Genomic DNA, 26,516 nt, shown 5'->3' with positions numbered 1-26,516 from the left:
TTATCTCAAGAAAAATTTCAAAATGATTTTTTGTATCAAACTCCCATAAGGCGCATGAACAAAGCGCGTCGAATGGAATTTACCTTGTTTCAAAATAGTTTTTGATTTTGAAAAAGTACGGAAGCCTTCGATACCGTGGTAATGCCCCATACCTGCTGGACCAACACCACCAAACGGTGCATCTTCAGCTGCTACATGCATAATTGTATCATTGATAGCAACACCACCGGAAATAGTCTCATGTTGGATCTTTTTCTGAGTATTATTATCAAAACTCATGATATACAACGCTAATGGATGTGGGCGCGCCTTGATGTAACTGATTGCATCATCAATCGTATCATAAGGTAGGATTGGTAATAATGGGCCAAAAATTTCATCCTGCATTAGCTGCATGTCATCACTTACGTTTAACAATAAGTGCGGTAACATGCGGTGTCGTTGATCATCAAGACTACTGCCGTCTTGCATTGTTTCTACTTGTACGCCCTTTTGCTTCGCATCTTCTAGCCATGATTTAAGGCGCATATACTGACGGTCATCAACAATATTGGTGTAATCATCATTTTGCATTGCCGCAGGATAACGACGGTTAAACTCCTTGCGGTACTCTTTAACAAACTCTGCAACTTTTGCACGAGGGCAAAGAATATAGTCAGGGGCAACACAGATCTGTCCGGCATTAAGACTCTTACCTAACATAATACGATTAACCGCAGTCTTAATCTCAATATCTGGTGCAACGACAACGGGTGATTTACCACCAAGCTCAAGCGTTACTGGTGTTAGGTTGTCAGCTGCAGCACGCATAACATGCTTACCAACAACGGTAGAACCAGTAAATAACAAGTGGTCAAACGGCAATTTTGTAAATGCAGCGGACAAGGCTGTTTCACCTTCCACAATACAAACGTCTTTACTATCAAATACTGAGGTAATGATCTGCTTTAATACTTGATTAGTCTTTGGCGTGAATTCTGACATTTTAAGCATTGCACGGTTGCCAGCAGCAATGCAGGTGATTAGTGGCACGATAGCAAGATTAATTGGAAAGTTCCAAGGAACAACAATACCGACAACACCAACAGGCTGATAGTGAATAGTGACACTTGCAGGCGCAAGTAACAATCCAGGGCTGCGACGTGTCGACTTCATCCATTTACCCATACGCGATATGGTGTAACCAAATTGTGCAACTGTCGGTAAAATATCAGCAATTAAGGTGTCATGGCGAGCGCGGTGACCATAATCTTCAGAAACAGCTGTCACTAGCGCATCTTTGCTAGCAAGAAAAGCCGCTTTAAATTTAATTAAACGTTTTTTACGTTCTGCAAGGTCCCACTCAGGCTGAGTCAAATAGGCTTCTTTTTGCGTAGTAAAGATCTGCTCCATCGCAGCAATTTCATCAATACTATCACTATTACTCATTTTGGTTTCCGTTACGCTCATAATGCTCTCACCTCAATATAAAAACCGACTAGTTAGTCAATTAAAATAGACTGATTAGTCGGTTTTGTCTACAGTGAGGCAAGAATAAAATAAAAGCAGGTGATAGTGATCACAGCTTTGGCAGCTGAAAGAATTGCTCTGTCACTTTCAAACTACGATTTAATAAGGTCTCAACATCCTCACCACGTGCTCTGGCAATCGTTTCAGCAACATGAGGTAAATGACAAGGTTCATTACGACGAGACTTAGGCTTTGGTTTCAAATCCCGAGGCAATAAATAGGGCGCATCAGTTTCCAACATTAATCGGTCTGCAGGAATATCTCGCACTAACTTGTATAAATCAGCGCCACGGCGTTCGTCACAGATCCAGCCAGTAACACCAATATGCAAATCAAGATCGAGACAAGCAGCCAAATCACTCGCAGAACCAGTAAAACAATGTAATACAGCAGCAGGTAATGCCGAACGGTACTCTTTTAAAATCGCAATAAAACGTTCATTAGCATCGCGTTCATGCATAAATACAGGCATGTTTAATTCAGCTGCGATTTCTAACTGCTTTGCAAAAACAGCTTCTTGTATCGGTCTAGGTGAAAAATCACGATTAAAATCCAAGCCACATTCACCAATAGCAACGACGCTGTCATGTTGAGCTAACACTTTAATTTGCTGCCAGCTATCATCAGTTGCGTGACGAGAATCATGAGGGTGGATACCCGCTGTAGCATAGAGTTGTTGTGGATAATCTTGAGTAAGTTGATAGGCAAGTTGGCTTTCGGAGATATCCGTGCCAGTAACAATTAAACGACGCACCCCTTGGGCAGAGGCGCGTTCAATAACATCAGGTAAATCTTTGTGAAAAGCAGCGTTTGTTAAATTAACGCCAATATCAATCAGTTCCTGCTTCTTCATCTTCTATCTCGTCCTTTTTAACGTAAAAACGAGAAAATAATAAACCTAACTCAAACAATAGCAACATAGGTATTGCTAATAATGTCTGTGAAATAATATCAGGCGGTGTTAATAACATCCCCATGATAAATGCAGCAACGACAATATAAGGACGTTTTTGACGTAAGCTTTCAGGTGTTGTGGCACCAGTCCAACATAATACTAGCGTTGCAATAGGGATCTCAAATGCGAGGCCAAATGCAAAAAATATCTTCAACACAAAATCAAGATAGCTACTAATATCCGGCGCAAATGTCACCCCATCCGGAGCGACCCCAGCAAAGAATTCAAATGCTAAAGGGAACACAACAAAATAAGAAAAAGCGACACCGAGATAAAAAAGAAAAGCACTACTAATCACTAAAGGCGCAATTAATTTTTTCTCGTGTTTATATAAACCTGGCGCAATAAAGCCCCAAATTTGATACAAGACCCAAGGGATCGCAATAAATGAAGAAGCAACCAGTGTTAACTTTATCGGCGTAAAGAACGGGGTTGCAACGTCGGTTGCAATCATACTCGTGCCAGCAGGCAACTGTGCAATCAGCGGCGCTGATACCAACTGGTAAATATCATTAGCAAAATACACTAATGAGATAAAAACTAAGATAATTGCGGCACTAGCACGCAATAACCTATCCCTCAGTTCGATTAAATGTGCAATCAAAGGCTGAGTATTTGGATCTGCTGCCATTTATTTTTTGTCCTGTTCAATTACCTGTTCAGCTATTTTAGGTTCTTGGTCAACAGTCGGTTTTGAAGTTGATTTATCAGCTTCATAAGGACGTGTAACCGACGCAGCAGCATCACGTAAAGAATCGATAGAGTCTTGCAATTCAGGACTGATATTATTCATTCCTTGTTGCTCGGCTTTTTTCAAGTTGTCATGCATTTCTTGAATTTTCAATTCATGTGACAACTCATCTTTAACTGAGTTTGCAGCACCTTTAATCGTTTTTACCCAAGTACTTACCGTTCTGATAGCGACAGGTAAGCGCTCAGGGCCTAATACTAATAGGCCAAGAACTGAAATAACTACAATTTCCCAAAATCCGATATCAAACATAAATTATGCCTGTTCTTTATCTTTTTTTGTTTCTTTTGTTACTTCTGTTTTTGCTACGTTAGCTTCTTCTAACACTTTATTTTCTTCTTTAGTATCTTTAGGCTCATCACTCATGGCTTTTTTGAAGCCTTTAACTGCCGCACCTAAATCACCACCAACATTACGTAACTTCTTCGTTCCAAACAATAAAAGAATAATTACAGCAATGATAATTAACTGAGTAACACTAATTCCGCCCATGATATAACCTTAATTTAATATAATTGAATACGTTATTATTAACATCGATCAGTATACAGTATATAGACTACATATTTACTACACTCTGATCTATGATAAATTTACTTAGCTTAAACACGCTTGTTATTCCGGTTATTTAAGCTTAAACCAGCCAACCAATAAGAGCCCAGTTCCAAGACTTGCCAATGTAGTCGCTAGTGAAGTTGCATCAGGATTGTACACGATTGCAGCACAAAGCATAACTACACCACCACAACTCAGTAAATAACGAGCCTTATTTGATTTACCTTGTTGTTGGGTAAACTGTTCTGCTTGAGAAAAAAGCTTATCTAATTTTGCTTGTTGTTTCGTCGCTTTAGTCAGTGTATCAAACACTAATTCAGGTAACTCAGGAAGCTTTTCAGCCCAAAATGGCGCACGCTGTTTTACAGCCGAAAATACAGCTTGAGGTCCCATTTGCTCTTTAACCCAATGCTCAAGAAATGGCTTAGCCGTATCCCATAAGTCTAGTTGAGGATAGAGTTGACGACCTAATCCTTCAATGTACAACAACGTCTTTTGCAACAATACTAATTGCGGCTGCACTGTCATATCAAACTTACGAGCTGTCGCAAATAAATTAACTAATACATGACCAAAAGAAATTTCTGCCAGTGGTTTTTCAAAAATAGGATCGCATACCGTACGGATCGCAAACTCGAAATCATTCACATCGACATGAGATGGAACCCAACCAGAATCAACGTGTAATTCAGCTACTTTACGATAATCACGATGGAAAAAAGCAAGTAAGTTTTCAGCCAGATAACGCTTATCTTCACGATTTAAAGTACCGACAATACCACAATCAATACCAATCCAGCGTGGGTCTTCAGGTGTCTCATAAGAAACAAATACATTACCGGGATGCATATCAGCATGGAAAAAACTATCACGAAAAACTTGAGTGAAAAAAGTTTCCACACCACGTTCCGCCAATAATTTCATGTTGGTGCCCTGCGCTTCTAACGCGGCAATATCTGATACAGGAATACCATAAATACGTTCCATCACGATCATATTTTTATGGCTGAAGTCGGGATATATTTCAGGTACATATAGTTCTTTAGAATCGAGAAAATTACGACGCAGTTGTATCGCATTCGCCGCTTCACGTTCTAAATTTAATTCATCAAGAATGGTTTTCTCGTAATCAAGTACCACTTCAAGTGGTCTTAATCTTTCCGCTTCCGGCACAAGCGTCAGCAACACTTTCGACAGTCGCTTCATCAACTGGGTATCAGCACGAATAATCGGTTCGATATCTGGTCGAATAATTTTAATAACGACTTCATCACCATTACTTTTTAGCTTTGCAGTATGTACTTGTGCAATTGACGCAGACGCTAAAGGAACAACATCAAAGTCATCAAACACAGCAATAATAGGCTGACCGAGTGCAGATTCAATTTGTTGTATTGCTAATTGACTATCAAATGGGGGAACTTGATCTTGTAACATTGCCAATTGCTCAGCAAACTCTTGTGGTAACAGATCACGTCGTGTTGATAGCATTTGTCCAAATTTAATAAAAACAGGACCTAACTGTTGTAATGCTAACTTAATACGTTCAGCAGACGATTTATCTGTATGCTGATTTTTAAGCCAAAAAATTGATTTTCGAAATAAGCGAGCCGGTAGTGGCTGTAATTGTTCAGGCAGTAACTCATCAAGTCCATATTCTAAGATCACTTTCTGGATATGATAAAAGCGCTTTAGCTCAATCAATGTCATCTATGCATCTTCCTTACGTGACAATAAAGCCAAACGCATTTCAAATTGCTTACACTCCAGCTCTAATTCACTCACTTCATCACAAAAATTAGCTATCTCTAACGCGCCAGGTGCTAAGCGAATTTCTTCAATTAAATACTCGGCTATATTATGGCGCGCAATCGTCATGTTGTTTTGCAGCCAAGCTTGGCTCGACTTTGCACCTTGTAATAACTTATGCGCAGCGATGTCGCCAGTGTAACGAGATAAATGCTCTTCCCAATCAATATCTAATTCTTTTAAGATAATGCTAAACTTACTTGCTACCATAGGATCGCCGCTCATATCCAATTCACCCTCTTTAATCAGAGCTGTAAACTGTGAGCTATCTTGTAAGCGAGAAAGACTCGATAACTTAATATCCATGCAACAATCTGCATTACCATCATATTTAGCTAATACATCTATTTGTGATGAGAAGATAAAATAAAGTGGCTTTGGTAACTCTGCAATATTTACTTGCAGCACTTTACCTTTTAACGATGCGATCTTATCCACGGCATTTGTATCTGCTTTTAATAATTGATTTAATAATGTTTCAATTCCAGCAGTAACTAGCATTTCGATTGGCATAAGCATTCCTTAGAATTTGTAACCGCGATGCAGAGCAACAATACCACCCGTCAAATTATGATATTCAACACTTTCGAAACCAACAGTTTCCATCATACCTTTTAAAGTATCTTGGTTTGGATGCATACGAATTGATTCAGCTAGGTATTGATAGCTATCGCCATCATCAGCAATTAGCTCGCCCATCTTAGGTAAAATATTGAACGAATAGAAATCATAAACTTTATTTAATGCATCAGAATCAGGTTTTGAAAATTCTAAAACAAGTAAACGGCCACCCGGCTTTAATACACGGAACATAGATGCTAATGCTTTATCTTTATCTGTTACGTTACGTAAACCAAACGCGATAGTGATTAAGTCAAAATGATTATCAGGAAAAGGGAGTTCTTCGGCATTCGCTTGAACGTAAGTTACGTTACCAACAATGCCACGATCTCGTAGCTTCGCACGACCGACTTTTAGCATTGAATCATTAATATCAGCAAGCGTTACAGAACCGCTATCGCCAACGATACGTGAAAACTTAGCAGTTAAATCACCTGTACCACCGGCAAGATCTAAAACTTTATGGCCAGGTCTTACACCACTGCAATCAATCGTAAAACGTTTCCATAGACGATGAATACCCATAGACATAAGGTCATTCATTACATCGTATTTAGCCGCTACTGAATGAAACACACTCGCAACCATATCGACCTTTTGGTCTGACTCTACAGTTTTATAGCCAAAATGAGTGGTGTTATTTGATTTATCTGTCATCGAGCTGTCCTTAATATCAGTTTAAGCGGTTAGTTTACTGCAACTCAGTGCCAACTCAAACGAAACAAACCATTAAATTTATAAAAGGCAAAAAAATACCGCCTCGATGGGCGGTATTAGATTAGAACAAACAAATTAACGCTTAAAGTTAATCGTCTCTAATTCATTTAAATGTATTTGCGTCACACTCGGTTTTGTTTCAGCAAGTACTTTACCACCACGAATAACATAACGAGGTGCAGTTTGACGACGAATGGCATCATAACCAGAGTCAGCAGGTAAGATAACTAAGTTACCAGGTTTACCTTCTTCAATACCGTAACGGTCTTGGATATTTAATGTTTGCGCACTGTGATCAGTAATTAATTTTAATGACTGGTCAATTTGCTCATAACCCATGATCTGACAAACATGCAGACCCATATGTGTTACTTGCAACATGTTCGCAGTACCTAATGGGTACCAAGGATCAAAAATATCATCATGACCAAAACAAACATTGATATTTGCCGCTAACATTTCTTTTACGCGAGTGATGCCACGACGCTTAGGGTAAGAATCAAAGCGACCTTGTAAGTGAATATTAACTAATGGATTAGCAACGAAACTAATGCCTGACATTTTCAACAAGCGGAATAAACGAGAAGCGTAGGCGTCATTATAAGAATGCATTGCTGTTGTGTGACTCGCCGTTACACGATGACCCATTTTTTTCTCATGCGCCAACGTTGCAACAGTCTCAACAAAACGAGATTGCTCATCGTCAATTTCATCACAATGCACATCAATCAGACAGTCAAATTCTTGCGCCAAGTCGAAAATAAAATGAAGCGAATCAATTGCATATTCACGACTAAACTCGAAGTGAGGAATAGCACCAATAACATCAGCGCCCATTTCCACAGCTTTACGCATAATTGCTTTACCATTCGGGAAAGAATTAATGCCTTCTTGTGGGAATGCTACAATTTGAATTTCAACGAATTCTTTTAGTTCTTCACGTAATTCAATTAATGCTTTTAGTGCAATCAGATCTGGATCTGAAACATCTACGTGTGTACGAACATGTTGAATACCGTTAGCGATCTGCCATTTTAATGTAGTCGTTGCACGTTGCTTAACATCTTCATGTGTTAGCATCGCCTTACGCTCAGACCAACGTTCGATACCTTCAAATAAAGTACCAGACATATTCCAATTTGGTTCGCCTGCTGTTTGTGTTGTATCTAAATGTACATGTGGTTCAACAAATGGAGGTGTCGCTAGACCACCTTCACCATCAATAATATCGCAATCAGTACTATCTAACTCACCACAAGGCTTGATAGCAGCAAAGATGCCATTTTCAATGCGAATATCTACAAATTTATTGTTACGGTAAAGTTGAACATTTTTAATTAAAGTCGGCATTAAGCTTCACTCTCTTTAGTAGTCTTAATTAATTTATTACCCGTTGCTTTACAACTAATAAGATAAGCAACAGCGCCACCAATAACAGCATTAACAGGTACAACACCTGGTAATAACTGACCAGCAGCAACACCTGCAGCGACAGCAATAAGAGCTTGCCAGCGTACAGTTTGAAATTCAGCTTTAGCAAAATCTACATATTGGCCACGGTGAACCAAGAAGTAATCGGCAATCAGTACGCCACCAATTGGTGGAATCGCGGCACTCAAAAATGATAACCAACCAACGAAGTTGTTGTATAACCAAAGCGCAAACACAGTACCAATAACACCATTTAGCATCGCTAGCTTTTTACTATCAATACCAGTTACATTTGAGAAACCTAAGCCTGATGCATACAATGCATTATCATTTGTAGTCCAAATATTTAAGCCTAGTACGATAATCGCTGGAATTAATAATCCTTGCGTCATCATCACATCAGAAATATCAGCAAAGCCCGTAGCAGCCGCGCCTGCAGCGCCAAAGATAAACATTAACGAGTTACCAATGAAGAATGCAATTAACGTAATAGCAACCGCAGCTTTTGGTTTACGACCAAAACGAACGAAGTCAGCAGTCAGCGTACCAGCACTAATAAATGAACCGATAACAAGAGCAAGTGCTGTATTGAAATCAATTTGCTTATCAACAGCGGGAACAATTTTTTGCATTTCAGTAATGCCACCTAAATCATTTACCGCAAGATAGACTGAATAGCCACCTAGTATCGCAATCGCAGGCACAGCAACAAAGCTTAATACCATCAAAGCAGAAATACCAAAGTAGACGGTTACCGTCATTAATAATCCAGCAACAACGATGATTGTATTAACATCAAGTGTAATACCCATTTCACCGAATAATGCTTTCTGTACTGGTAGTGCAAACATCGCAACACCAACACCAAACCAACCCACTTGTGTACCACCAAGTAATAGAGATGGAACGTATGAGCCTTTAGTGCCAAATGAGTAACGTGCTAATAAATGCGTCGAAAGTCCGGTCTTAGTACCTATATAGCCAAGGAATGCTGTGTATACACCTAAAATTAAGTTACCAAGAAGCACTGCATAGAAAAAATCATCGTAAGAAAGTCCGGTACCTAACGTACCACCAGTCCACATGCTTGCAGAGAAAAAAGTTAATCCCAGCATAACCAATGATAATGCGATGAAACCTTTTCTTTCTGATTTAGGAACAGGTCCTAAAGAATAGTCATTTTGTGCAGCCACGAACTCTCCAATCTTCTTTTTTATTGACAAATTGCGCGGTATTCTAATGGCCAAAAAATTTAAGTCAATAGAAAAAAGTAGCACAAAAAAGACAGTTCGACACGAAATGACACCGCTAACAATATGTATCTTTATAGTTGAAATTAATAAAGATAAACTTCAATAGCTTAGTCGCTACATTGATTTTTAAATTTGGAATAAAGAGTAGGGATAAGCGCAGAAAAATAAATCTAATTTATGTATAACATTAATAATCACATATGTAATTACGTATACATTTCCAGCTATATAGTTTAACAGTGTCTGAATTTCAGGTATAAAAAAAGCCTGAATCGTAAGATTCAGGCTTTTTTTATTTGTTGGCGGAGCGGACGGGACTCGAACCCGCGACCCCCGGCGTGACAGGCCGGTATTCTAACCAACTGAACTACCGCTCCGCACAATCTGTGCTGATATTATCAGTCTAAATTATAGTCTTTCGACATTGTTTGGCGCTTGGCGATGCCCTACTCTCACATGGGGAAGCCCCACACTACCATCGGCGTTATTACGTTTCACTACTGAGTTCGGAATGGGATCAGGTGGTACCGTAACACTATGGTCACCAAGCAAATCTAGTTTGCTTTCAAGTTGTATCTCTAAAATCTGAAAAGCTATAAATAAAGAAGTCTTTAAAACATAAAGTGTTCAATCTATTCTTAAGTCGATATTTCAATTAATCATACTTTAATTTGTATGGTTAAGCCTCACGGGTAATTAGTACAAGTTAGCTCAATGCCTCACAGCACTTACACACCTTGCCTATCAACGTTGTAGTCTCCAACGGCCCTTCAGGGGACTTAAAGTCCCAGTGAGAACTCATCTCGAGGCCTGCTTCCCGCTTAGATGCTTTCAGCGGTTATCAGTTCCGAACTTAGCTACCGGGCAATGCTATTGGCATAACAACCCGAACACCAGTGGTTCGTCCACTCCGGTCCTCTCGTACTAGGAGCAGCTCCTCTCAATTCTCAAACGCCCACGGCAGATAGGGACCGAACTGTCTCACGACGTTCTAAACCCAGCTCGCGTACCACTTTAAATGGCGAACAGCCATACCCTTGGGACCAACTTCAGCCCCAGGATGTGATGAGCCGACATCGAGGTGCCAAACACCGCCGTCGATATGAACTCTTGGGCGGTATCAGCCTGTTATCCCCGGAGTACCTTTTATCCGTTGAGCGATGGCCCTTCCATTCAGAACCACCGGATCACTAAGACCTACTTTCGTACCTGCTCGACGTGTCTGTCTCGCAGTTAAGCTGGCTTATGCCTTTGCACTAACCACATGATGTCCAACCATGTTTAGCCAACCTTCGTGCTCCTCCGTTACTCTTTGGGAGGAGACCGCCCCAGTCAAACTACCCACCAGACACTGTCCGCAACCCCGATAAGGGGCCTACGTTAGAACATCAAACGTACAAGGGTGGTATTTCAAGATAGACTCCACATCATCTAGCGACAATGTTTCACAGTCTCCCACCTATCCTACACATGTAGGTTCAATGTTCAGTGCCAAGCTATAGTAAAGGTTCACGGGGTCTTTCCGTCTAGCCGCGGGTACACTGCATCTTAACAGCGATTTCAATTTCACTGAGTCTCGGGTGGAGACAGCGTGGCCATCATTACGCCATTCGTGCAGGTCGGAACTTACCCGACAAGGAATTTCGCTACCTTAGGACCGTTATAGTTACGGCCGCCGTTTACCGGGGCTTCGATCATGAGCTTCGACCTAAGTCTAACCCAATCAATTAACCTTCCGGCACCGGGCAGGCGTCACACCGTATACGTCATCTTTCGATTTTGCACAGTGCTGTGTTTTTAATAAACAGTTGCAGCCACCATTTCTCTGCGACCAACAATAGCTTACGGAGCAAGTCCTTCACCATCATTGGCGTACCTTCTCCCGAAGTTACGGTACCATTTTGCCTAGTTCCTTCACCCGAGTTCTCTCAAGCGCCTTAGTATTCTCTACCTAACCACCTGTGTCGGTTTGGGGTACGATTCTCTTATATCTGAAGCTTAGAGGTTTTTCCTGGAAGCCGGGTATCAACTACTTCATCTCCGTAGAGACTCGTCATCAGTTCTCAGCCTTAATGTATTCCCGGATTTGCCTAAGAATACAGCCTACAACCTTAAACATGGACAACCATCGCCATGCTAGCCTAACCTTCTCCGTCACCCCATCGCAATATAAGTGAGTACTGGAATATTAACCAGTTTCCCATCGACTACGCCTTTCGGCCTCGCCTTAGGGGTCGACTCACCCTGCCCCGATTAACGTTGGACAGGAACCCTTGGTCTTTCGGCGTGGAGGTTTTTCACCCCCATTATCGTTACTCATGTCAACATTCGCACTTCTGATACCTCCAGCAAGCTTCTCAACTCACCTTCAACGGCTTACAGAACGCTCCTCTACCATGCAAGAACAAGTCTTGCATCCGTAGCTTCGGTGGTATGTTTAGCCCCGTTAAATCTTCCGCGCAGACCGACTCGACCAGTGAGCTATTACGCTTTCTTTAAAAGATGGCTGCTTCTAAGCCAACTTCCTGGCTGTCTGAGCCTTTCCACATCGTTTCCCACTTAACATACACTTTGGGACCTTAGCTGACGGTCTGGGTTGTTTCCCTTTCCACGACGGACGTTAGCACCCGCCGTGTGTCTCCCGCGATTGAACTTATTGGTATTCGGAGTTTGCAAAGGGTTGGTAAGTCGGGATGACCCCCTAGCCTTAACAGTGCTCTACCCCCAATAGTTAGACGCGAGGCGCTACCTAAATAGCTTTCGAGGAGAACCAGCTATCTCCCGGTTTGATTGGCCTTTCACCCCCAGCCACAAGTCATCCGCTAATTTTTCAACATTAGTCGGTTCGGTCCTCCAGTTGATGTTACTCAACCTTCAACCTGCCCATGGCTAGATCACCGGGTTTCGGGTCTAATCCCAGCAACTATTCGCGCAGTTAACACTCGGTTTCCCTACGGCTCCGCTATTCGCTTAACCTTGCTACTGAAATTAAGTCGTTGACCCATTATACAAAAGGTACGCAGTCACAGAACAAGTCTGCTCCCACTGCTTGTACGTATACGGTTTCAGGTTCTATTTCACTCCCCTCACAGGGGTTCTTTTCGCCTTTCCCTCACGGTACTGGTTCACTATCGGTCAGTCAGTAGTATTTAGCCTTGGAAGATGGTCCTCCCATATTCAAACAGCATATCACGTGTGCCGTCCTACTCGATTTCACAGTAAGGTCGTTTTCATGTACGGGACTATCACCCTGTATCGTGAAACTTTCCAGAATCTTCCATTAACTTCCAAACTGCTTAAGGGCTAGACCCCGTTCGCTCGCCGCTACTAAGGGTATCTCTATTGATTTCTTTTCCTCGGGGTACTTAGATGTTTCAGTTCTCCCGGTTCGCTTCGTAACGCTATGTATTCACGTTACGATACTCTACAAAGTAGAGTGGGTTCCCCCATTCGGAAATCTGTGGATTAACGCTTTTTATCAACTCCCCACAGCTTAACGCAGATTAACACGTCCTTCATCGCCTCTGACTGCCTAGGCATCCACCGTATACGCTTAGTCACTTAACCATACAATCTAAAGTCGACCGTACAATTGAAATAACTAGGTATTATCTAGTTTTTTTCGCCTCAAGAATACTCAAGAACACTATATTGTTATTACCTAAGTAATAACGTGTTTTAAGAACTTCTTTATTTATTCAGCTTTCCAAATTTTTAAAGAGCAATTTGCTAAAAAGCAAAGGTAAGCATTAAGCTTGCTTAGCTTTGTATTTTAACAACTATGATGTGGTGGAGCTATGCGGGATCGAACCGCAGACCTCCTGCGTGCAAGGCAGGCGCTCTCCCAGCTGAGCTATAGCCCCACATCATAGAGTTCGTAAGAAGATTGGTAGGACTGAGTAGATTTGAACTACCGACCTCACCCTTATCAGGGGCGCGCTCTAACCAACTGAGCTACAGTCCTATCGCATTTCTTACATGCTTTTTACTTTTCTATTCAAGCAATTTGTGTGGGCACTTACAAAAATTAACAACTTTACGTAAGGAGGTGATCCAGCCCCAGGTTCCCCTAGGGCTACCTTGTTACGACTTCACCCCAGTCATGAACCACACCGTGGTCATCGCCCTCCCGAAGGTTAAGCTAATGACTTCTGGTGCAGCCCACTCCCATGGTGTGACGGGCGGTGTGTACAAGGCCCGGGAACGTATTCACCGTGACATTCTGATTCACGATTACTAGCGATTCCGACTTCATGGGGTCGAGTTGCAGACCCCAATCCGGACTACGACGCACTTTATGGGATTCGCTTACCATCGCTGGTTTGCAGCCCTTTGTATGCGCCATTGTAGCACGTGTGTAGCCCTACTCGTAAGGGCCATGATGACTTGACGTCGTCCCCACCTTCCTCCGGTTTATCACCGGCAGTCTCCTTAGAGTTCCCACCATTACGTGCTGGCAAATAAGGATAAGGGTTGCGCTCGTTGCGGGACTTAACCCAACATTTCACAACACGAGCTGACGACAGCCATGCAGCACCTGTCTCATAGTTCCCGAAGGCACCAATTCATCTCTGAAAAGTTCTATGGATGTCAAGAGTAGGTAAGGTTCTTCGCGTTGCATCGAATTAAACCACATGCTCCACCGCTTGTGCGGGCCCCCGTCAATTCATTTGAGTTTTAACCTTGCGGCCGTACTCCCCAGGCGGTCTACTTAATGCGTTAGCTTAAGAGCCCAGTTCTCAAGGAACCAAACTCCGAGTAGACATCGTTTACGGCGTGGACTACCGGGGTATCTAATCCCGTTTGCTACCCACGCTTTCGCATCTGAGCGTCAGTTACTTGCCAGGTGGCCGCCTTCGCCACTGGTATTCCTTCAGATCTCTACGCATTTCACCGCTACACCTGAAATTCTACCACCCTCTCAAGAACTCTAGTTTGCCAGTTCGAAATGCAGTTCCCAGGTTGAGCCCGGGGCTTTCACATCTCGCTTAACAAACCGCCTGCATGCGCTTTACGCCCAGTAATTCCGATTAACGCTTGCACCCTCCGTATTACCGCGGCTGCTGGCACGGAGTTAGCCGGTGCTTCTTCTGCGAGTAACGTCACAGTAAGCAGTTATTAACTACTTACCTTTCCTCCTCGCTGAAAGTACTTTACAACCCGAAGGCCTTCTTCATACACGCGGTATGGCTGCATCAGAGTTTCCTCCATTGTGCAATATTCCCCACTGCTGCCTCCCGTAGGAGTCTGGACCGTGTCTCAGTTCCAGTGTGGCTGATCATCCTCTCAGACCAGCTAGGGATCGTCGCCTTGGTGAGCTCTTACCTCACCAACAAGCTAATCCCACTTGGGCTCATCTAGTCGCGAGAGCTTTCAAGAAGAGGCCCCCTTTCACCCGTAGGTCGTATGCGGTATTAGCAGTCGTTTCCAACTGTTGTCCCCCTCGACTAGGCAGATTCCCAAGCATTACTCACCCGTCCGCCGCTCGACGCCAGAATAGCAAGCTATTCTTCGTTTCCGCTCGACTTGCATGTGTTAAGCCTACCGCCAGCGTTCAATCTGAGCCATGATCAAACTCTTCAATTAAAAGTTTTTTGACTGATGCCTAAAATCATTACTGATAATAAGTATCAAGTCGGCTCAATGAATTCTGTACTTCAACAACAAACCGAAGTTTGTTGTTTATAAAACCAAATCTTTCGATTTAATTTAATGTTCATAATTACATTGATATAATTTTTGGTCATTATATCTCTGTAAGTACTCACACAGATTGCTTGAATAAATTGTTAAAGAGCGTTGACCTTGACGCCTTTCGTCGTAGTCAGGCTGCGTATTCTACGCAAACCGAATTTGAAGTCAAGCACATATTTATGCTTTATTCAGGACGTTTAAAAAGTAACCTGAGTTGTTTTTAAACACCTTTACTTAGCGGCTGTTGCCGTGTCAGTGAGGTCGCATTATAGAGATCTACCTTTACTTGGCAAGTCTTTATTAACAAAAACCTTAACCAAATAAAACACTGTTCAGATTGCAATCAAACAGGCTGCAATAGGACCCATACAGTTTGATAAATAACATTCAACCTATACTCACAATAGCTATAACCTCCTATATCTATTATTTTAAGCCTACATTTTTATCTCATAGTGAAATTATCATGTCTTTACCTATTGAACATACCCGTTTAAACCTATCCGCGACTGAAAAAACGAAACGTCAACGTCAGTATAAAGCCCAGCTACTTATATTACGCCATGGTGATATCAATATTCGTTTGGGCAAAACACTTATCAGCCTTACTTCTTTATCTGCAATATGGCTGCCGCACGACTGTTTATATGCAATTGAATCGACGACAGATAGTCAAATCGATATATTATCTTTTTCAGCCCGTGTAACCACAGGACTACCGACAACAATAAAGCAAAGTAATATATCGCCGCTATTACCCACATTAATCGATGAGCTAATAACAATAGACAAAAATAGTCCCTCTGCTCAGCATTTATTTCAGGTATGCCTAGATCAAGTGCATAAATTTACAGTTCACAATTAACCGCATATTCTTTTATGGGTAAAATTGCGTATAATTAATTTTTCCATTATTTAAATTGATTATGTTTATTTTCAAATGCGAAGGCTTCAATAAAGAACAAGCAACAATACAAGTTGCATCATTATTATGGACAGAATCAGGTGAAGTCAGCTTCAGTGCGAATGATGATAGTTTTGCTTGCTTATTACTGACCCAGTGCAAAAGTGATAGTGGTGGCTTTTTCAACTTACTCGCAGGTTGTAAACCATTATTAATTGAACAATGGTTGGAATATTTAGAAGAAAAAAAATTAATTAAAAAGATTGTATTACAGCAAATCGATTATAAAGAATCAGAATACCCAACAAAGCTTGCTCTAGATGATGAAAGTGCCAGTACCTTGCTCAATATTCTATATAAAATAGGTAACTTCAATCGATTACAAGTATCTCGCTATCTGAAAAACAGAAATAATATCACCTACCTATCAACTAAATATGATAAAACTGATTTACAGCGCTATCTTCAACTTGGTAAAGCGATTAGTTTTATTTTAAAACTAAAAAAGTAATCTCAGATATTAAAGAAAGATACCGTATTACCCCAGCTCCTTAACGTCCGGCAGATCATCAAACTAAAATGTCTTATAATCTTTTCCGTATTAACATGTGATCATAGCGATCTGAAAACAATAGCCATCCACGTTAACAGAGTGTTAACATACGCAATTGTTAATAACAATAAAAATGACACAAGGAAGTGGTGTTTTATGAAAAGATTATTTGCATTTATCGTATTTAGTGCAGGGTTATACGGATGTCAGTCAACACAAAATTACAAATATCAACCAACAAAATTAGATAATATCACCATCGTACGCTACCAAGAGATGGCTGATAATTATCAACACCTTAAATTTGATCGCTATAATTCGATTTTAACTGTAATTTACCAATTACCTGCCAGTAATCTTGTTTGGCAGCCTGAGCAAATAGAAAAACAAACTCGTCATACTTTGTGCGTAAATAAAAAAGATACGATTTATCGATTAGCGCACGAAGATAATATTGGCGTTAAGTTTGTATATAAAGGTCAAGGGGGTGAGATCATAGGCCCTTGGGCTATTGATATTTGTGAGCCAAATTAATTATGGTAGAAACGGTGGGTATTAAATTAATCCCCACCATTTATATTATTTATGCAGCCATAATCTTTTTGATCGGCTCTAACTGACTCACCGCATTTAATAATGCTGTTAGTGATGCTGTCAAAATATCGTTATGGATCGCGACGCCAATAACCGATTGCGTTGCAGTCTTAACCTGTAAATAAGCGATAGCATCCGCATCTGCACCTTTACTTAATGCGTGCTCATTAAAATTAATAACATCAAACTCAATATCGAAATGCTGTTTCAATGCCTCGATAAAAGCAGTTAATGCACCACTTCCCTCACCACTAATACTTGTTACTGTATCACCATCCCTCAATTGCGCTTGAACTTTATCAATATTCCCATGGCTAACATTATAATCCGCTAATAAATATGACAGCCCATTATCACCATAGGTAGATTTAAACAACGACCATATTTGCGGTGTCATCAGTTCACTAGCAGTAGCTTCAGAGTGTTGCTGAACCACGCCAGAGAATTCAATTTGTAACCAACGCGGTAATTGGACTCCATATTCCTGTTCGAGTAAATAAGCGATCCCCCCCTTACCCGACTGGCTGTTAACTCGGATTACATGCTTTAGCGTTCGGTTTAAGTCGGTAGGATCAATAGGTAAATAAGCTACATTCCAACTACTTCCAGGCTCTCTACGATCGAGGCATTTCTTGATTGCATCCTGATGGCTTCCTGAAAAAGCAGTATAAACTAACTCGCCAACATAAGGGTGGCGTGGGTGAATAGGTAGCTGCGTACACTCAGTTATAGTCGCAATAATATTATCAATATCGCCTAAATTTAACTCAGGGTCGATACCTTGACTATAAAGATTCATAGCCATCGTAATGATATCCATATTACCAGTACGTTCACCATTTCCTAATAATGTGCCCTCAATACGGTCTGCACCAGCCATTACAGCAAGCTCAGCAGCTGCCACAGCACAACCTCGATCATTATGAGTATGGATACTCACCTTAATCGTATCTCTGTTTTTTACATGTTCACAAAACCATTCAACTTGATCTGCAAACACATTTGGCGTTGACATCTCTACCGTCGCAGGTAGATTAATAATAACAGGGGCCTCAATCGTAGGCTCCCAAACAGCATTGACGGCATCGCAAATATCAACAGCAAAATCCATCTCAGTTCCCGAAAAGCTTTCTGGGGAGTACTCAAACTGCCAACGAGGACCAGGGTTTGCATCTGCATGTTGCTTGACCCAAGTCGCACCTTGTACTGCTATATCTATAATACCTTGACGGTCTTTTTGAAAAACAAGTTCTCTTTGGACTGTTGATGTAGAGTTATAAACATGAATAATGGCTTGTTTAACCCCTTTCAACGCTGCAAACGTTTTTTCTATAAGACTTTCACGCGCCTGCGTGAGTACCTGAATTGTTACATCATCCGGTATTTTATTTTCTTCAATTAACCAACGAACAAAGTCAAAATCCATTGTCGATGCAGCAGGAAAACCAACTTCTATTTGTTTAAAGCCCATTTCTAACAATAATTCGTAGTAACGACGTTTTTGAGAAACAGTCATTGGCTCAATAAGCGCCTGATTGCCATCACGTAAATCAACGCTACACCATTCTGGCGCTTTAGTTATTGTATTATTTGGCCATTGGCGATTAGGCATATTTAGAACGGGGAAAGCTTGGTACTTACGGTGATTAAACGTTGTCATATTAAGATCCTTTTACGTATTTATAGTAACATCGTCATGATGAATACTTATCTTCGAACTGTGGCCGTATCAGCAAACTAAGCACCACATTCAAGGCTTAGCTGCTGTATCCAAGTCGCATACGTAATAAGAATTTATTTAACTGTTCCGTCATCACAGCACCTAATATCTATTTATATTAAAATGTTAATAGATAAAGTATACGTAAAAACGATCAGTTGATGATTGTTTTGTTGATGGTAATAACATCACAGACAGCAATATATCGCCACAATATTAAATAAATAAGCTAGATATCACCAACCTTACTTTTAATAGAGCAATATAGTTGAATTAATGCGTCTATTAATTCACAAATAAACTGTCACAAATAGCTTCTTCCAAACTCTGCCAAGGTAATTCAGACATACTAATAATTTCGATTTTACTTTCAGCAAGGTCTGTCACTGGCATAAAGTCACATTCACCATTAACGCTATTAATCGTAAAACAGCCTTGTTCGGTCTTAATCGCAGCTTTCAGTCTAATAACATCTAAGGGTTCTAATAAAGTCGCTAAAGTCATTAAGTTAAAAACTTGCTGTTGATTAAAAATCCAGCCATAACTAAATAATCCTTGCCCTTCACCATGATTACGCTCAAAGCGCGGGTCTATTTCTAGCTTAGAACCTGCAGCTTCATGATGATGGGTATGCTTTAGATGTGCAGATAAATGTAGGGAACGACGGTCATGATTTAGCGGGGTATCTAATGCTGCAATTGTTATCTCACCATAATTGGTCCACAAAACTGTCGCTTTGTGTGGTAATAACTCCGAACTAAAATGCATAAAGTCATCTTTATCTTCTTCATTTAATTCTTCAGTTCTATTTGCAACAAGTACATCCGCTAAACTAATTTGATCTTGAAAATGGTTGTTCTCAACATATTTACGATCATTAAGATGGCGAGGGTCAACTAAACAAACGGTTGCCTTAAGGTCTAAAACATCACAATAGAACTCACCCGATAAGTCAGTAATAACTTGTTGTAAATGCCCAAGTCCAGTTGGTTCGATCAGAATACGATCAGGCTTTGCTTTACTGATTAGCATGTTCAAGCCCATTTTCATCGGTAAACCAGCAACACAACACAAGCAACCACCAGGTACTTCTTTAATAACAATATTACTTTTTGGTTCAGCTAACGTCTCGGTAAATACAGATAATAAAGTACCATCAATACCGATTTGACCGAACTCATTAACTAATATTCCCCACACCTCACCCTCTGGTTTTTGTTTTAATAATTGTTGAATAGCAGTCGTTTTTCCGACACCGAGAAAACCAGTGATGATATTAGTTGGAATTTTATCTGCTTGTTTAGACATGAAACTTCCTATGTATGATTACAAAACTCAAAAATAACGTTAAAGCATCATAATGGATCAAGTGTTTTTATAACACAGGGGCAAGGAGATAAATGACAGGAAAAAGAGGGGGGACGTACAGAGGATATTGTTACACCGTGAACAATATGGCATGTTCACGGTTATTCAAATTAAAGATTAATCGATCAGTTCGTCATCGTTCCAATCGTCATCATCAAAGTTTCCGCTTGCCAGTGCCGCTTGCTCAATAACATCAGCATAGGCAACGATAAAGTCTGGCATCATATCAAAAACAGTTTCCGTAAATGTTTCCCATTCACTTTGTTGTAATTCTGCGATTTGCTGTGCAGTACCTGCGCACGAGAAATAGCTTAAACACAAATATGCCATTTGTAATGCTTGGCTCATTTCATTATTATCAGCAACAGAGTTAACTAGACTTTCATAATAAAAAGCAGCGCCAATTGCAAAGCCAATCGACCAATCATTTAAAGCTGCACCTGATTTAAAGTTATCAGCAAAGCTTGTAGTTGCAATACATTCAGCTGGTAATTTAGCGCCAGTTTCATATACCTGTTCACTGATTTCATTATAAACAGAGATTATCGCGAATAATTTATCATCAGAGATATTTTGAGGGGCTGCACCACCAAAAATCATGTCCATCCAATCTTCTGTTTCTACTGGTGCAGGAGCTGCTACTAAACCAAAAAAGAAACCTTTCATCGCAATTAATGATAATGTTTCTTTTGGTGTTTCATCACCTGATAACCAATCTGATAATAAAATTTCGTCTTCGCGTGATAATGCTGAATCAGTCATATAAAACCTTGTATGTCGCAATTATTTTGTCTTGTTATTTACCGCGTAGTTTACTGGAAAGTAAGCCACAGTGATAATTATTCAGTAGAAAGCTGATCTAAAATAGCGCAGTCTGAAGAGTTATCGCCCTTACAAGATGACGCTAATGATAATAAAGTACTGTGCATTCCTTGTAATATCGCGATACGAGCCTCGATATCAGTAATTTTTTCTAGCGTTAGTGCTTTCACTTGCGCAGCTGTACGCTCTTCACTTTTATAAAGGAGTACTAACTCTTTACACTCTTCAAGGTTAAAGCCAGCATCACGAGCTCGCTTAACAAAACAGAGCTCCGCTATAATTCGTTGATTGTAATAACGATAGCCATTATCGCCGCGGATCGGTTCAGACGTTAAGCCAATACTTTCATAATAGCGTACCGTTTTAGTCGATAATCCGACTTCTTTTGCAACTGCACTAATATTTTTCATCATATAACCTGTTTTTTAACTGATATAAAATAATTTAAACACTGTATTTCAGGATGCTTCTGCACTTAAGTCTCTTGAGTAAACTTAGGAACCCAACGCTTAATCAACAGTGAATTGGACAATACTGCAATACTACTAAACGCCATCGCTGCACCCGCTAATTCAGGACTAAGATAGCCCGTTGCAGCTAAAGGAATTCCGATAAGATTAAAAATAAATGCCCAAAATAAATTTTGCTGAATCTTGCGCCAAGTAAGCTTTGAGATATCCATAGCAGCAGAAACCAAACGAGGATCACTTCTTAATAAAGTAATATTAGCCGTTTCCATTGCAACGTCCGAACCAGATCCCATCGCAATACTAATGTCAGCTTGTGCTAATGCTGGAGCATCATTAATACCGTCTCCAACCATAGCAACGGTTTTTCCCAAGCTTTGTCTGTCCTGCACATAATGAGATTTATCTTCAGGTTTTACCTGTGCATAATAATGATCAATTTTTAATGTTTGCGCAATCTTTTCAACTACAAGCTCATTATCGCCACTAAGCATAGTAGTATTAATTCGAGCCTGTTTTAATAACGAGATCGCGGAACAACTTTCGACACGAAGCATATCAGCAATAATAAATAACCCAACAAGATTACCTGCAACTGATACCCACATTTCTGAACCTGAGTTCTCACTTAAGTCAGCAAGTAACGCATCTCCAACTTCAATAACAACCCCTTCCGCCAGCATCAATTGACGGTTACCAATTATAACCCTTGCCCCCTCAACAGTTCCTTTAATCCCATAACCAATGATAGTTTCAACATTAGAAGCAGATAATAATTTGAATTGTTTATCTTGCGCATAGGTAACAATTGATTTAGCTAGAGGATGATCACTCAACTGCTGTACAGCTGCCGCATTGTTAATTAGCTTAGTCTCATCATAATCAAAGCAATGGACAGCCGTAACCTTAGGCTTACCTTGGGTTAGAGTCCCAGTTTTATCTAGCATGACATCGGTAATTTTATGCGCTTTTTGCAGTGTATCAATATCTTTAATTAAAATACCTTGGCGAGCAGCAGCCCCGGTACCAGTCACTAATGCTGCAGGTGTCGCAAGCCCCAAAGCACAAGGACAAGCAATAACTAAGACTGCAACGGCGGAAATCAAACCACTTTCAAAATCACCAAATCCTAAATACCAGGTTAAAAACGTCAATGTCGCGATCACTAACACGACTGGTACAAAAATATTACTGATCCTATCAACCAGCTGTTGAAAAGGAGCTTTACCCATTTGCGCAGCTTCAACAAGCATAATAATTTTATTCAAGCTCGAATCTTTACCAACAGCATTAACTCGTAATAATAAAACCCCAGTGCCATTAATTGAACCGCCAATAATTGTTTCCCCAGGCTCTTTAAGCACGGGTAAGCTTTCCCCAGTAATCATCGATTCATCTAGTTCACTTTTCCCATCAACGACAACACCGTCAACCGGAACCTTTTCCCCAGCTAATACCCTAACTTCATCACCAACAATAACTTCTTCAATAGGTAACTTTAACCATTCATGACCACGTTTGACATTCGCAACCTCCGGTCTCAACATCATTAATTCATGAATAGCCGAAGCCGTATTTTGTTTCGCATTTTCTTCTAAATACTTACCTAGGCTAATTAACGTTATCACAACCGCGCTTGCTTCAAAATACAACAAGCCTTGTGCCATTTCGCCTAGGGTTAGAAATAAATATAAACTATAGAAATAAGCTGCACTTGTACCAGTAGCGACAAGTACATCCATATTGGCAGAACGATTCTTTAATGCCTGATAAGCACCTAAATAGTAACGACGTCCGATAATGAATTGAACTGGTGTCGATAATAATAACTGTAACCAAACCGGAACCACAAAATCAAAACCGGCAATAAACATAGTTAACATACCAATCACTAACGGTAATGTTAATAAGGCAGCAATAATAACGGATAACAGCTGCTTCTTATTTTTATTTTTTAATTCAGCTTTACGAGAAATTAAACTTTCAGTCTGATTCTCAACGCTACCACGATTAAGTGTCGGTTTATAACCCAGTATCGTAATCTCATTAATAATATCAACAGGAAATATCGCACCAGAAAAATATGTTAAGGTTATTTTTTCACTGGAAAAATTAGCATCGACAGTTAATATATGTTTATTTGCTAGTAATTTAGATACTGTTTTTGCAGCACAATTCGCACATGACCAACCACTAATAGACAGTGATAAAGACTCTGTTTTATAGTCATAGTTCTTACCATCTAAAACAGATTTAATACTATGGCTTGTTCCAAGGTCAGTTATATTTATCTGCGCGCTAGCAAGAGCAAAGTTAACCCTTGCTTCTATGCCATTCTCGGCATTCAAAGCAGACTCTAACTTCGATGCACAGCCCGCACATGACATACCATCGATACCTATTGAAAGTGTTTTAGACATAACAAAAAACCTTATTAATGATAATATAGGTAAAATATAACCTTTACCCTAAGTGTAAGGTCAAGTATCAAGTTATACGATTTTTATTAGATTTTTTGTAACAAGGTGTAACATCAAGTAAAAACGCGATAAGCCTAACAATAACGATAATTTTTTTATGAATAATACCTATTATGTAATAAAATTACTTATATAGTTAAGCTACATCCGAATCAATCACCTTTAAGTGGCTTTACCAGCTCAACATGTAGATTAATTACCACATTCCATTTAGTTAAAAGTGAAAAATAACATCATGAATCCAACAGAAACGAATGCTTGGCATGCTTTAACAGCACATTACTCAGACATGCAGAAAACCAATATTAGCGAGTTATTTGCTAATGATACAAATAGATTTGAGCAGTTTTCTAAGCAATTTGATAATAATATTTTATGTGACTTCTCTAAAAATATTATTACCCAATGCACACTAAAAAAACTGACAGCACTTGCTCATGAAGTTAATTTACCAACTGCTATTAAAGCAATGGTTACAGGTGAGCAAATTAACCAAACTGAAAAAAGAGCGGTGTTACACACAGCACTTAGAAATCGTAGTAACACTCCGATTTTGGTTGATGGTAAAGATGTGATGCCTGCTGTTAATGCAGTGTTAGCACAAATGAAAACATTCTGTCATGAAATTATTAGTGGTAACTGGAAAGGCTATACCGGTAAAGCGATTACAGATATTGTAAACATTGGCATAGGTGGTTCTGACTTAGGTCCTTACATGGTAACTGAAGCATTAAGACCTTACAAAAATCATTTGAACATGCATTTTGTTTCTAATGTTGACGGTACCCATATTGCGGAAACACTTAAAAACTTAGATCCAGAAACCACGCTTTTCCTAATTGCATCAAAAACCTTTACGACACAAGAAACAATGACTAACGCACACAGTGCAAGATCATGGTTCTTAGCAAGTGCAGAAAATGAAGCGCATGTAGCCTCTCACTTTGCCGCATTATCTACAAATGCAACCGCTGTTCAAGCATTTGGTATTGATACTAAAAACATGTTCGAATTTTGGGACTGGGTTGGTGGTCGTTACTCACTTTGGTCAGCAATTGGTTTATCTATCGCTTTAAGTGTTGGTTTCGACAATTTTGAGGAATTACTTAGCGGTGCTCATGAAATGGATAAGCATTTTGTTGAAACACCACTAGAAGATAACATTCCAGTGATCCTCGCATTAATCGGAGTTTGGTATAACAACTTCTTTGGTGCAGAAAGCGAAGCTATATTACCTTACGATCAATACATGCACCGCTTTGCCGCTTATTTCCAACAGGGCAACATGGAATCAAACGGTAAGAGTGTAGATCGTGATGGTAACGCTGTTGATTATCAAACTGGTCCTATTATTTGGGGTGAACCAGGTACAAATGGTCAACATGCTTTCTATCAATTGATTCACCAAGGTACTAAATTAATTCCATGTGATTTTATTGCTCCAGCGCAATCACATAATAAGATCTCTGATCATCATGTAAAACTAATGTCTAATTTCTTTGCGCAGACAGAAGCGCTCGCTTTTGGTAAATCAAAACAAACAGTTATTGATGAACTAACAAGCTCAGGTATGTCTGAAGCTGATATTGCAGCACTGGCTGAATTTAAAACCTTTACAGGTAACAACCCAACAAACTCTATTTTGTTCAAACAACTTACGCCAAAAACACTTGGCTCATTATTAGCTATGTATGAGCATAAGATTTTCGCGCAGGGAATTATCTGGAATATTTTCAGCTTTGATCAATGGGGTGTGGAATTAGGCAAGCAATTAGCAAATCAAATTCTACCAGAGTTAGCTGACGAGCAATCGGTTGATAGTCACGATAGCTCTACTAACGGCTTAATCAATACCTTCAAAGAATGGCGTTAAGCTATTAGATAAATATCTAGCGAAACGTAATGCTAAAGTAAAAAACCAGCCGACGGCTGGTTTTTTATTTTCTGATGTACAGCTACTGCTGCTTAATCGTATTACGTTACTTGTGCCTGTCATTTTACAAGCTGGAACGTCCTTTTTCCTTAAATTTTAGACACAAAAAAGCCGATACCATCACTGATATCGGCTCTCTCTAATTTGGCGCTTGGCGATGCCCTACTCTCACATGGGGAAGCCCCACACTACCATCGGCGTTATTACGTTTCACTACTGAGTTCGGAATGGGATCAGGTGGTACCGTAACACTATGGTCACCAAGCAAATCTAGTTTGCTTTCAAGTTGTATCTCTAAAATCTGAAAAGCTATAAATAAAGAAGTCTTTAAAACATAAAGTGTTCAATCTATTCTTAAGTCGATTATTTCAATTAATCAT

19 protein-coding genes, 3 tRNA genes and 4 rRNA genes are annotated in these 26,516 nt (G+C 40.1%); 4 read left to right on the top strand and 22 right to left on the bottom strand.

Going from position 1 to position 26,516, the window contains the following annotated elements:
* The 16 genes from HWV00_RS00275 to HWV00_RS00200 all read right to left on the bottom strand — a co-directional run bounded on the left by HWV00_RS00275 (nt 1) and on the right by HWV00_RS00200 (nt 15,187).
* Nucleotides 1-1,449, bottom strand: a complete 1,449-nt coding sequence (locus HWV00_RS00275; RefSeq protein WP_211684197.1) for a coniferyl aldehyde dehydrogenase — start codon at nt 1,447-1,449, stop codon at nt 1-3.
* Nucleotides 1,450-1,558: 109 nt separating this feature from the next.
* Nucleotides 1,559-2,362, bottom strand: coding sequence for a TatD family hydrolase (locus HWV00_RS00270; protein ID WP_211684196.1), 804 nt, complete (start codon nt 2,360-2,362; stop codon nt 1,559-1,561).
* Entirely contained in the window at nt 2,340-3,095 is a 756-nt protein-coding gene (gene tatC / locus HWV00_RS00265) for a twin-arginine translocase subunit TatC (protein WP_211684195.1), read from the bottom strand. The genes HWV00_RS00270 and tatC overlap by 23 nt, the downstream gene beginning before the upstream one ends.
* On the bottom strand, nt 3,096-3,467 hold the full coding sequence (gene tatB, locus HWV00_RS00260) for a Sec-independent protein translocase protein TatB (protein ID WP_211684194.1): 372 nt from the start codon (nt 3,465-3,467) through the stop codon (nt 3,096-3,098).
* A 3-nt stretch (nt 3,468-3,470) separates the two neighbouring features.
* On the bottom strand, nt 3,471-3,707 hold the full coding sequence (gene tatA / locus HWV00_RS00255) for a twin-arginine translocase TatA/TatE family subunit (protein ID WP_211684193.1): 237 nt from the start codon (nt 3,705-3,707) through the stop codon (nt 3,471-3,473).
* Between the two features lie 132 nt (nt 3,708-3,839).
* On the bottom strand, nt 3,840-5,480 hold the full coding sequence (gene ubiB, locus HWV00_RS00250; RefSeq protein ID WP_211684192.1) for a ubiquinone biosynthesis regulatory protein kinase UbiB: 1,641 nt from the start codon (nt 5,478-5,480) through the stop codon (nt 3,840-3,842).
* Nucleotides 5,481-6,092, bottom strand: a complete 612-nt coding sequence (locus HWV00_RS00245; protein WP_211684191.1) for an SCP2 domain-containing protein — start codon at nt 6,090-6,092, stop codon at nt 5,481-5,483.
* A 9-nt stretch (nt 6,093-6,101) separates the two neighbouring features.
* Nucleotides 6,102-6,857 (bottom strand): bifunctional demethylmenaquinone methyltransferase/2-methoxy-6-polyprenyl-1,4-benzoquinol methylase UbiE, encoded by a 756-nt coding sequence (ubiE, locus tag HWV00_RS00240; RefSeq protein ID WP_211684190.1) that lies wholly within the window; start codon nt 6,855-6,857, stop codon nt 6,102-6,104.
* A gap of 135 nt (nt 6,858-6,992) precedes the next feature.
* A complete protein-coding gene (locus HWV00_RS00235) occupies nt 6,993-8,267 on the bottom strand; it encodes a cytosine deaminase (protein WP_211684189.1) in 1,275 nt (424 codons plus the stop codon).
* Nucleotides 8,267-9,541 carry a cytosine permease gene (gene codB, locus HWV00_RS00230; RefSeq protein WP_211684188.1) on the bottom strand — a complete coding sequence of 425 codons (1,275 nt, stop codon included), beginning with the start codon at nt 9,539-9,541 and terminating at the stop codon, nt 8,267-8,269. The genes HWV00_RS00235 and codB overlap by 1 nt, the downstream gene beginning before the upstream one ends.
* A 360-nt stretch (nt 9,542-9,901) precedes the next feature.
* Nucleotides 9,902-9,978: transfer RNA gene (locus HWV00_RS00225), tRNA-Asp, on the bottom strand.
* A gap of 56 nt (nt 9,979-10,034) precedes the next feature.
* A 5S ribosomal RNA gene (gene rrf, locus HWV00_RS00220) occupies nt 10,035-10,150 on the bottom strand.
* A gap of 126 nt (nt 10,151-10,276) precedes the next feature.
* Nucleotides 10,277-13,168 (bottom strand): 23S ribosomal RNA (locus HWV00_RS00215).
* 220 nt (nt 13,169-13,388) lie between these two features.
* Nucleotides 13,389-13,464 (bottom strand) — tRNA-Ala (locus HWV00_RS00210).
* A 24-nt stretch (nt 13,465-13,488) separates the two neighbouring features.
* Nucleotides 13,489-13,565 (bottom strand) — tRNA-Ile (locus tag HWV00_RS00205).
* Between the two features lie 77 nt (nt 13,566-13,642).
* A 16S ribosomal RNA gene (locus HWV00_RS00200) occupies nt 13,643-15,187 on the bottom strand.
* The 16S, 23S and 5S rRNA genes sit together here with 3 tRNA genes alongside, the layout of an rRNA operon.
* A gap of 574 nt (nt 15,188-15,761) precedes the next feature.
* Here HWV00_RS00200 and HWV00_RS00195 point away from each other — a divergent pair.
* The 3 genes from HWV00_RS00195 to HWV00_RS00185 all read left to right on the top strand — a co-directional run bounded on the left by HWV00_RS00195 (nt 15,762) and on the right by HWV00_RS00185 (nt 17,286).
* Nucleotides 15,762-16,160 carry a hypothetical protein gene (locus HWV00_RS00195; protein ID WP_211684187.1) on the top strand — a complete coding sequence of 133 codons (399 nt, stop codon included), beginning with the start codon at nt 15,762-15,764 and terminating at the stop codon, nt 16,158-16,160.
* Between the two features lie 61 nt (nt 16,161-16,221).
* A complete protein-coding gene (locus HWV00_RS00190) occupies nt 16,222-16,710 on the top strand; it encodes a hypothetical protein (RefSeq protein WP_211684186.1) in 489 nt (162 codons plus the stop codon).
* A 198-nt stretch (nt 16,711-16,908) separates the two neighbouring features.
* Nucleotides 16,909-17,286, top strand: coding sequence for a hypothetical protein (locus tag HWV00_RS00185; RefSeq protein WP_211684185.1), 378 nt, complete (start codon nt 16,909-16,911; stop codon nt 17,284-17,286).
* Nucleotides 17,287-17,335: 49 nt separating this feature from the next.
* On the opposite strand, the gene leuA is transcribed toward HWV00_RS00185, so the two are convergent.
* From leuA to HWV00_RS00160, 5 genes are all read right to left on the bottom strand, one after another.
* Nucleotides 17,336-19,006: a 2-isopropylmalate synthase gene (gene leuA / locus HWV00_RS00180; protein WP_211684184.1), complete on the bottom strand. Its 1,671-nt coding sequence runs from the start codon at nt 19,004-19,006 to the stop codon at nt 17,336-17,338.
* A gap of 345 nt (nt 19,007-19,351) precedes the next feature.
* The gene (locus HWV00_RS00175; RefSeq protein ID WP_211684183.1) at nt 19,352-20,374 is read right to left on the bottom strand and encodes a GTP-binding protein; all 1,023 of its coding nucleotides are present in this window, start codon (nt 20,372-20,374) and stop codon (nt 19,352-19,354) included.
* A 177-nt stretch (nt 20,375-20,551) separates the two neighbouring features.
* Nucleotides 20,552-21,196, bottom strand: coding sequence for a UPF0149 family protein (locus tag HWV00_RS00170; protein ID WP_211684182.1), 645 nt, complete (start codon nt 21,194-21,196; stop codon nt 20,552-20,554).
* A gap of 77 nt (nt 21,197-21,273) precedes the next feature.
* Nucleotides 21,274-21,669: a Cu(I)-responsive transcriptional regulator gene (gene cueR / locus HWV00_RS00165; protein ID WP_255554853.1), complete on the bottom strand. Its 396-nt coding sequence runs from the start codon at nt 21,667-21,669 to the stop codon at nt 21,274-21,276.
* A 62-nt stretch (nt 21,670-21,731) separates the two neighbouring features.
* Nucleotides 21,732-24,143, bottom strand: coding sequence for a heavy metal translocating P-type ATPase (locus HWV00_RS00160; RefSeq protein ID WP_211684181.1), 2,412 nt, complete (start codon nt 24,141-24,143; stop codon nt 21,732-21,734).
* Between the two features lie 295 nt (nt 24,144-24,438).
* Here HWV00_RS00160 and pgi point away from each other — a divergent pair, with 295 nt between their 5' ends.
* On the top strand, nt 24,439-26,076 hold the full coding sequence (gene pgi / locus HWV00_RS00155) for a glucose-6-phosphate isomerase (RefSeq protein WP_211684180.1): 1,638 nt from the start codon (nt 24,439-24,441) through the stop codon (nt 26,074-26,076).
* 209 nt (nt 26,077-26,285) lie between these two features.
* Here the strand turns inward: pgi and rrf (HWV00_RS00150) are convergent.
* Nucleotides 26,286-26,401 (bottom strand): 5S ribosomal RNA (rrf, locus tag HWV00_RS00150).
* Nucleotides 26,402-26,516: the final 115 nt, after the last annotated feature.

The sequence above is a fragment of the Moritella sp. 24 genome (assembly GCF_018219155.1).
Taxonomy (GTDB): domain Bacteria; phylum Pseudomonadota; class Gammaproteobacteria; order Enterobacterales; family Moritellaceae; genus Moritella.
This window is presented reverse-complemented; position numbering and strand designations above follow the sequence as displayed.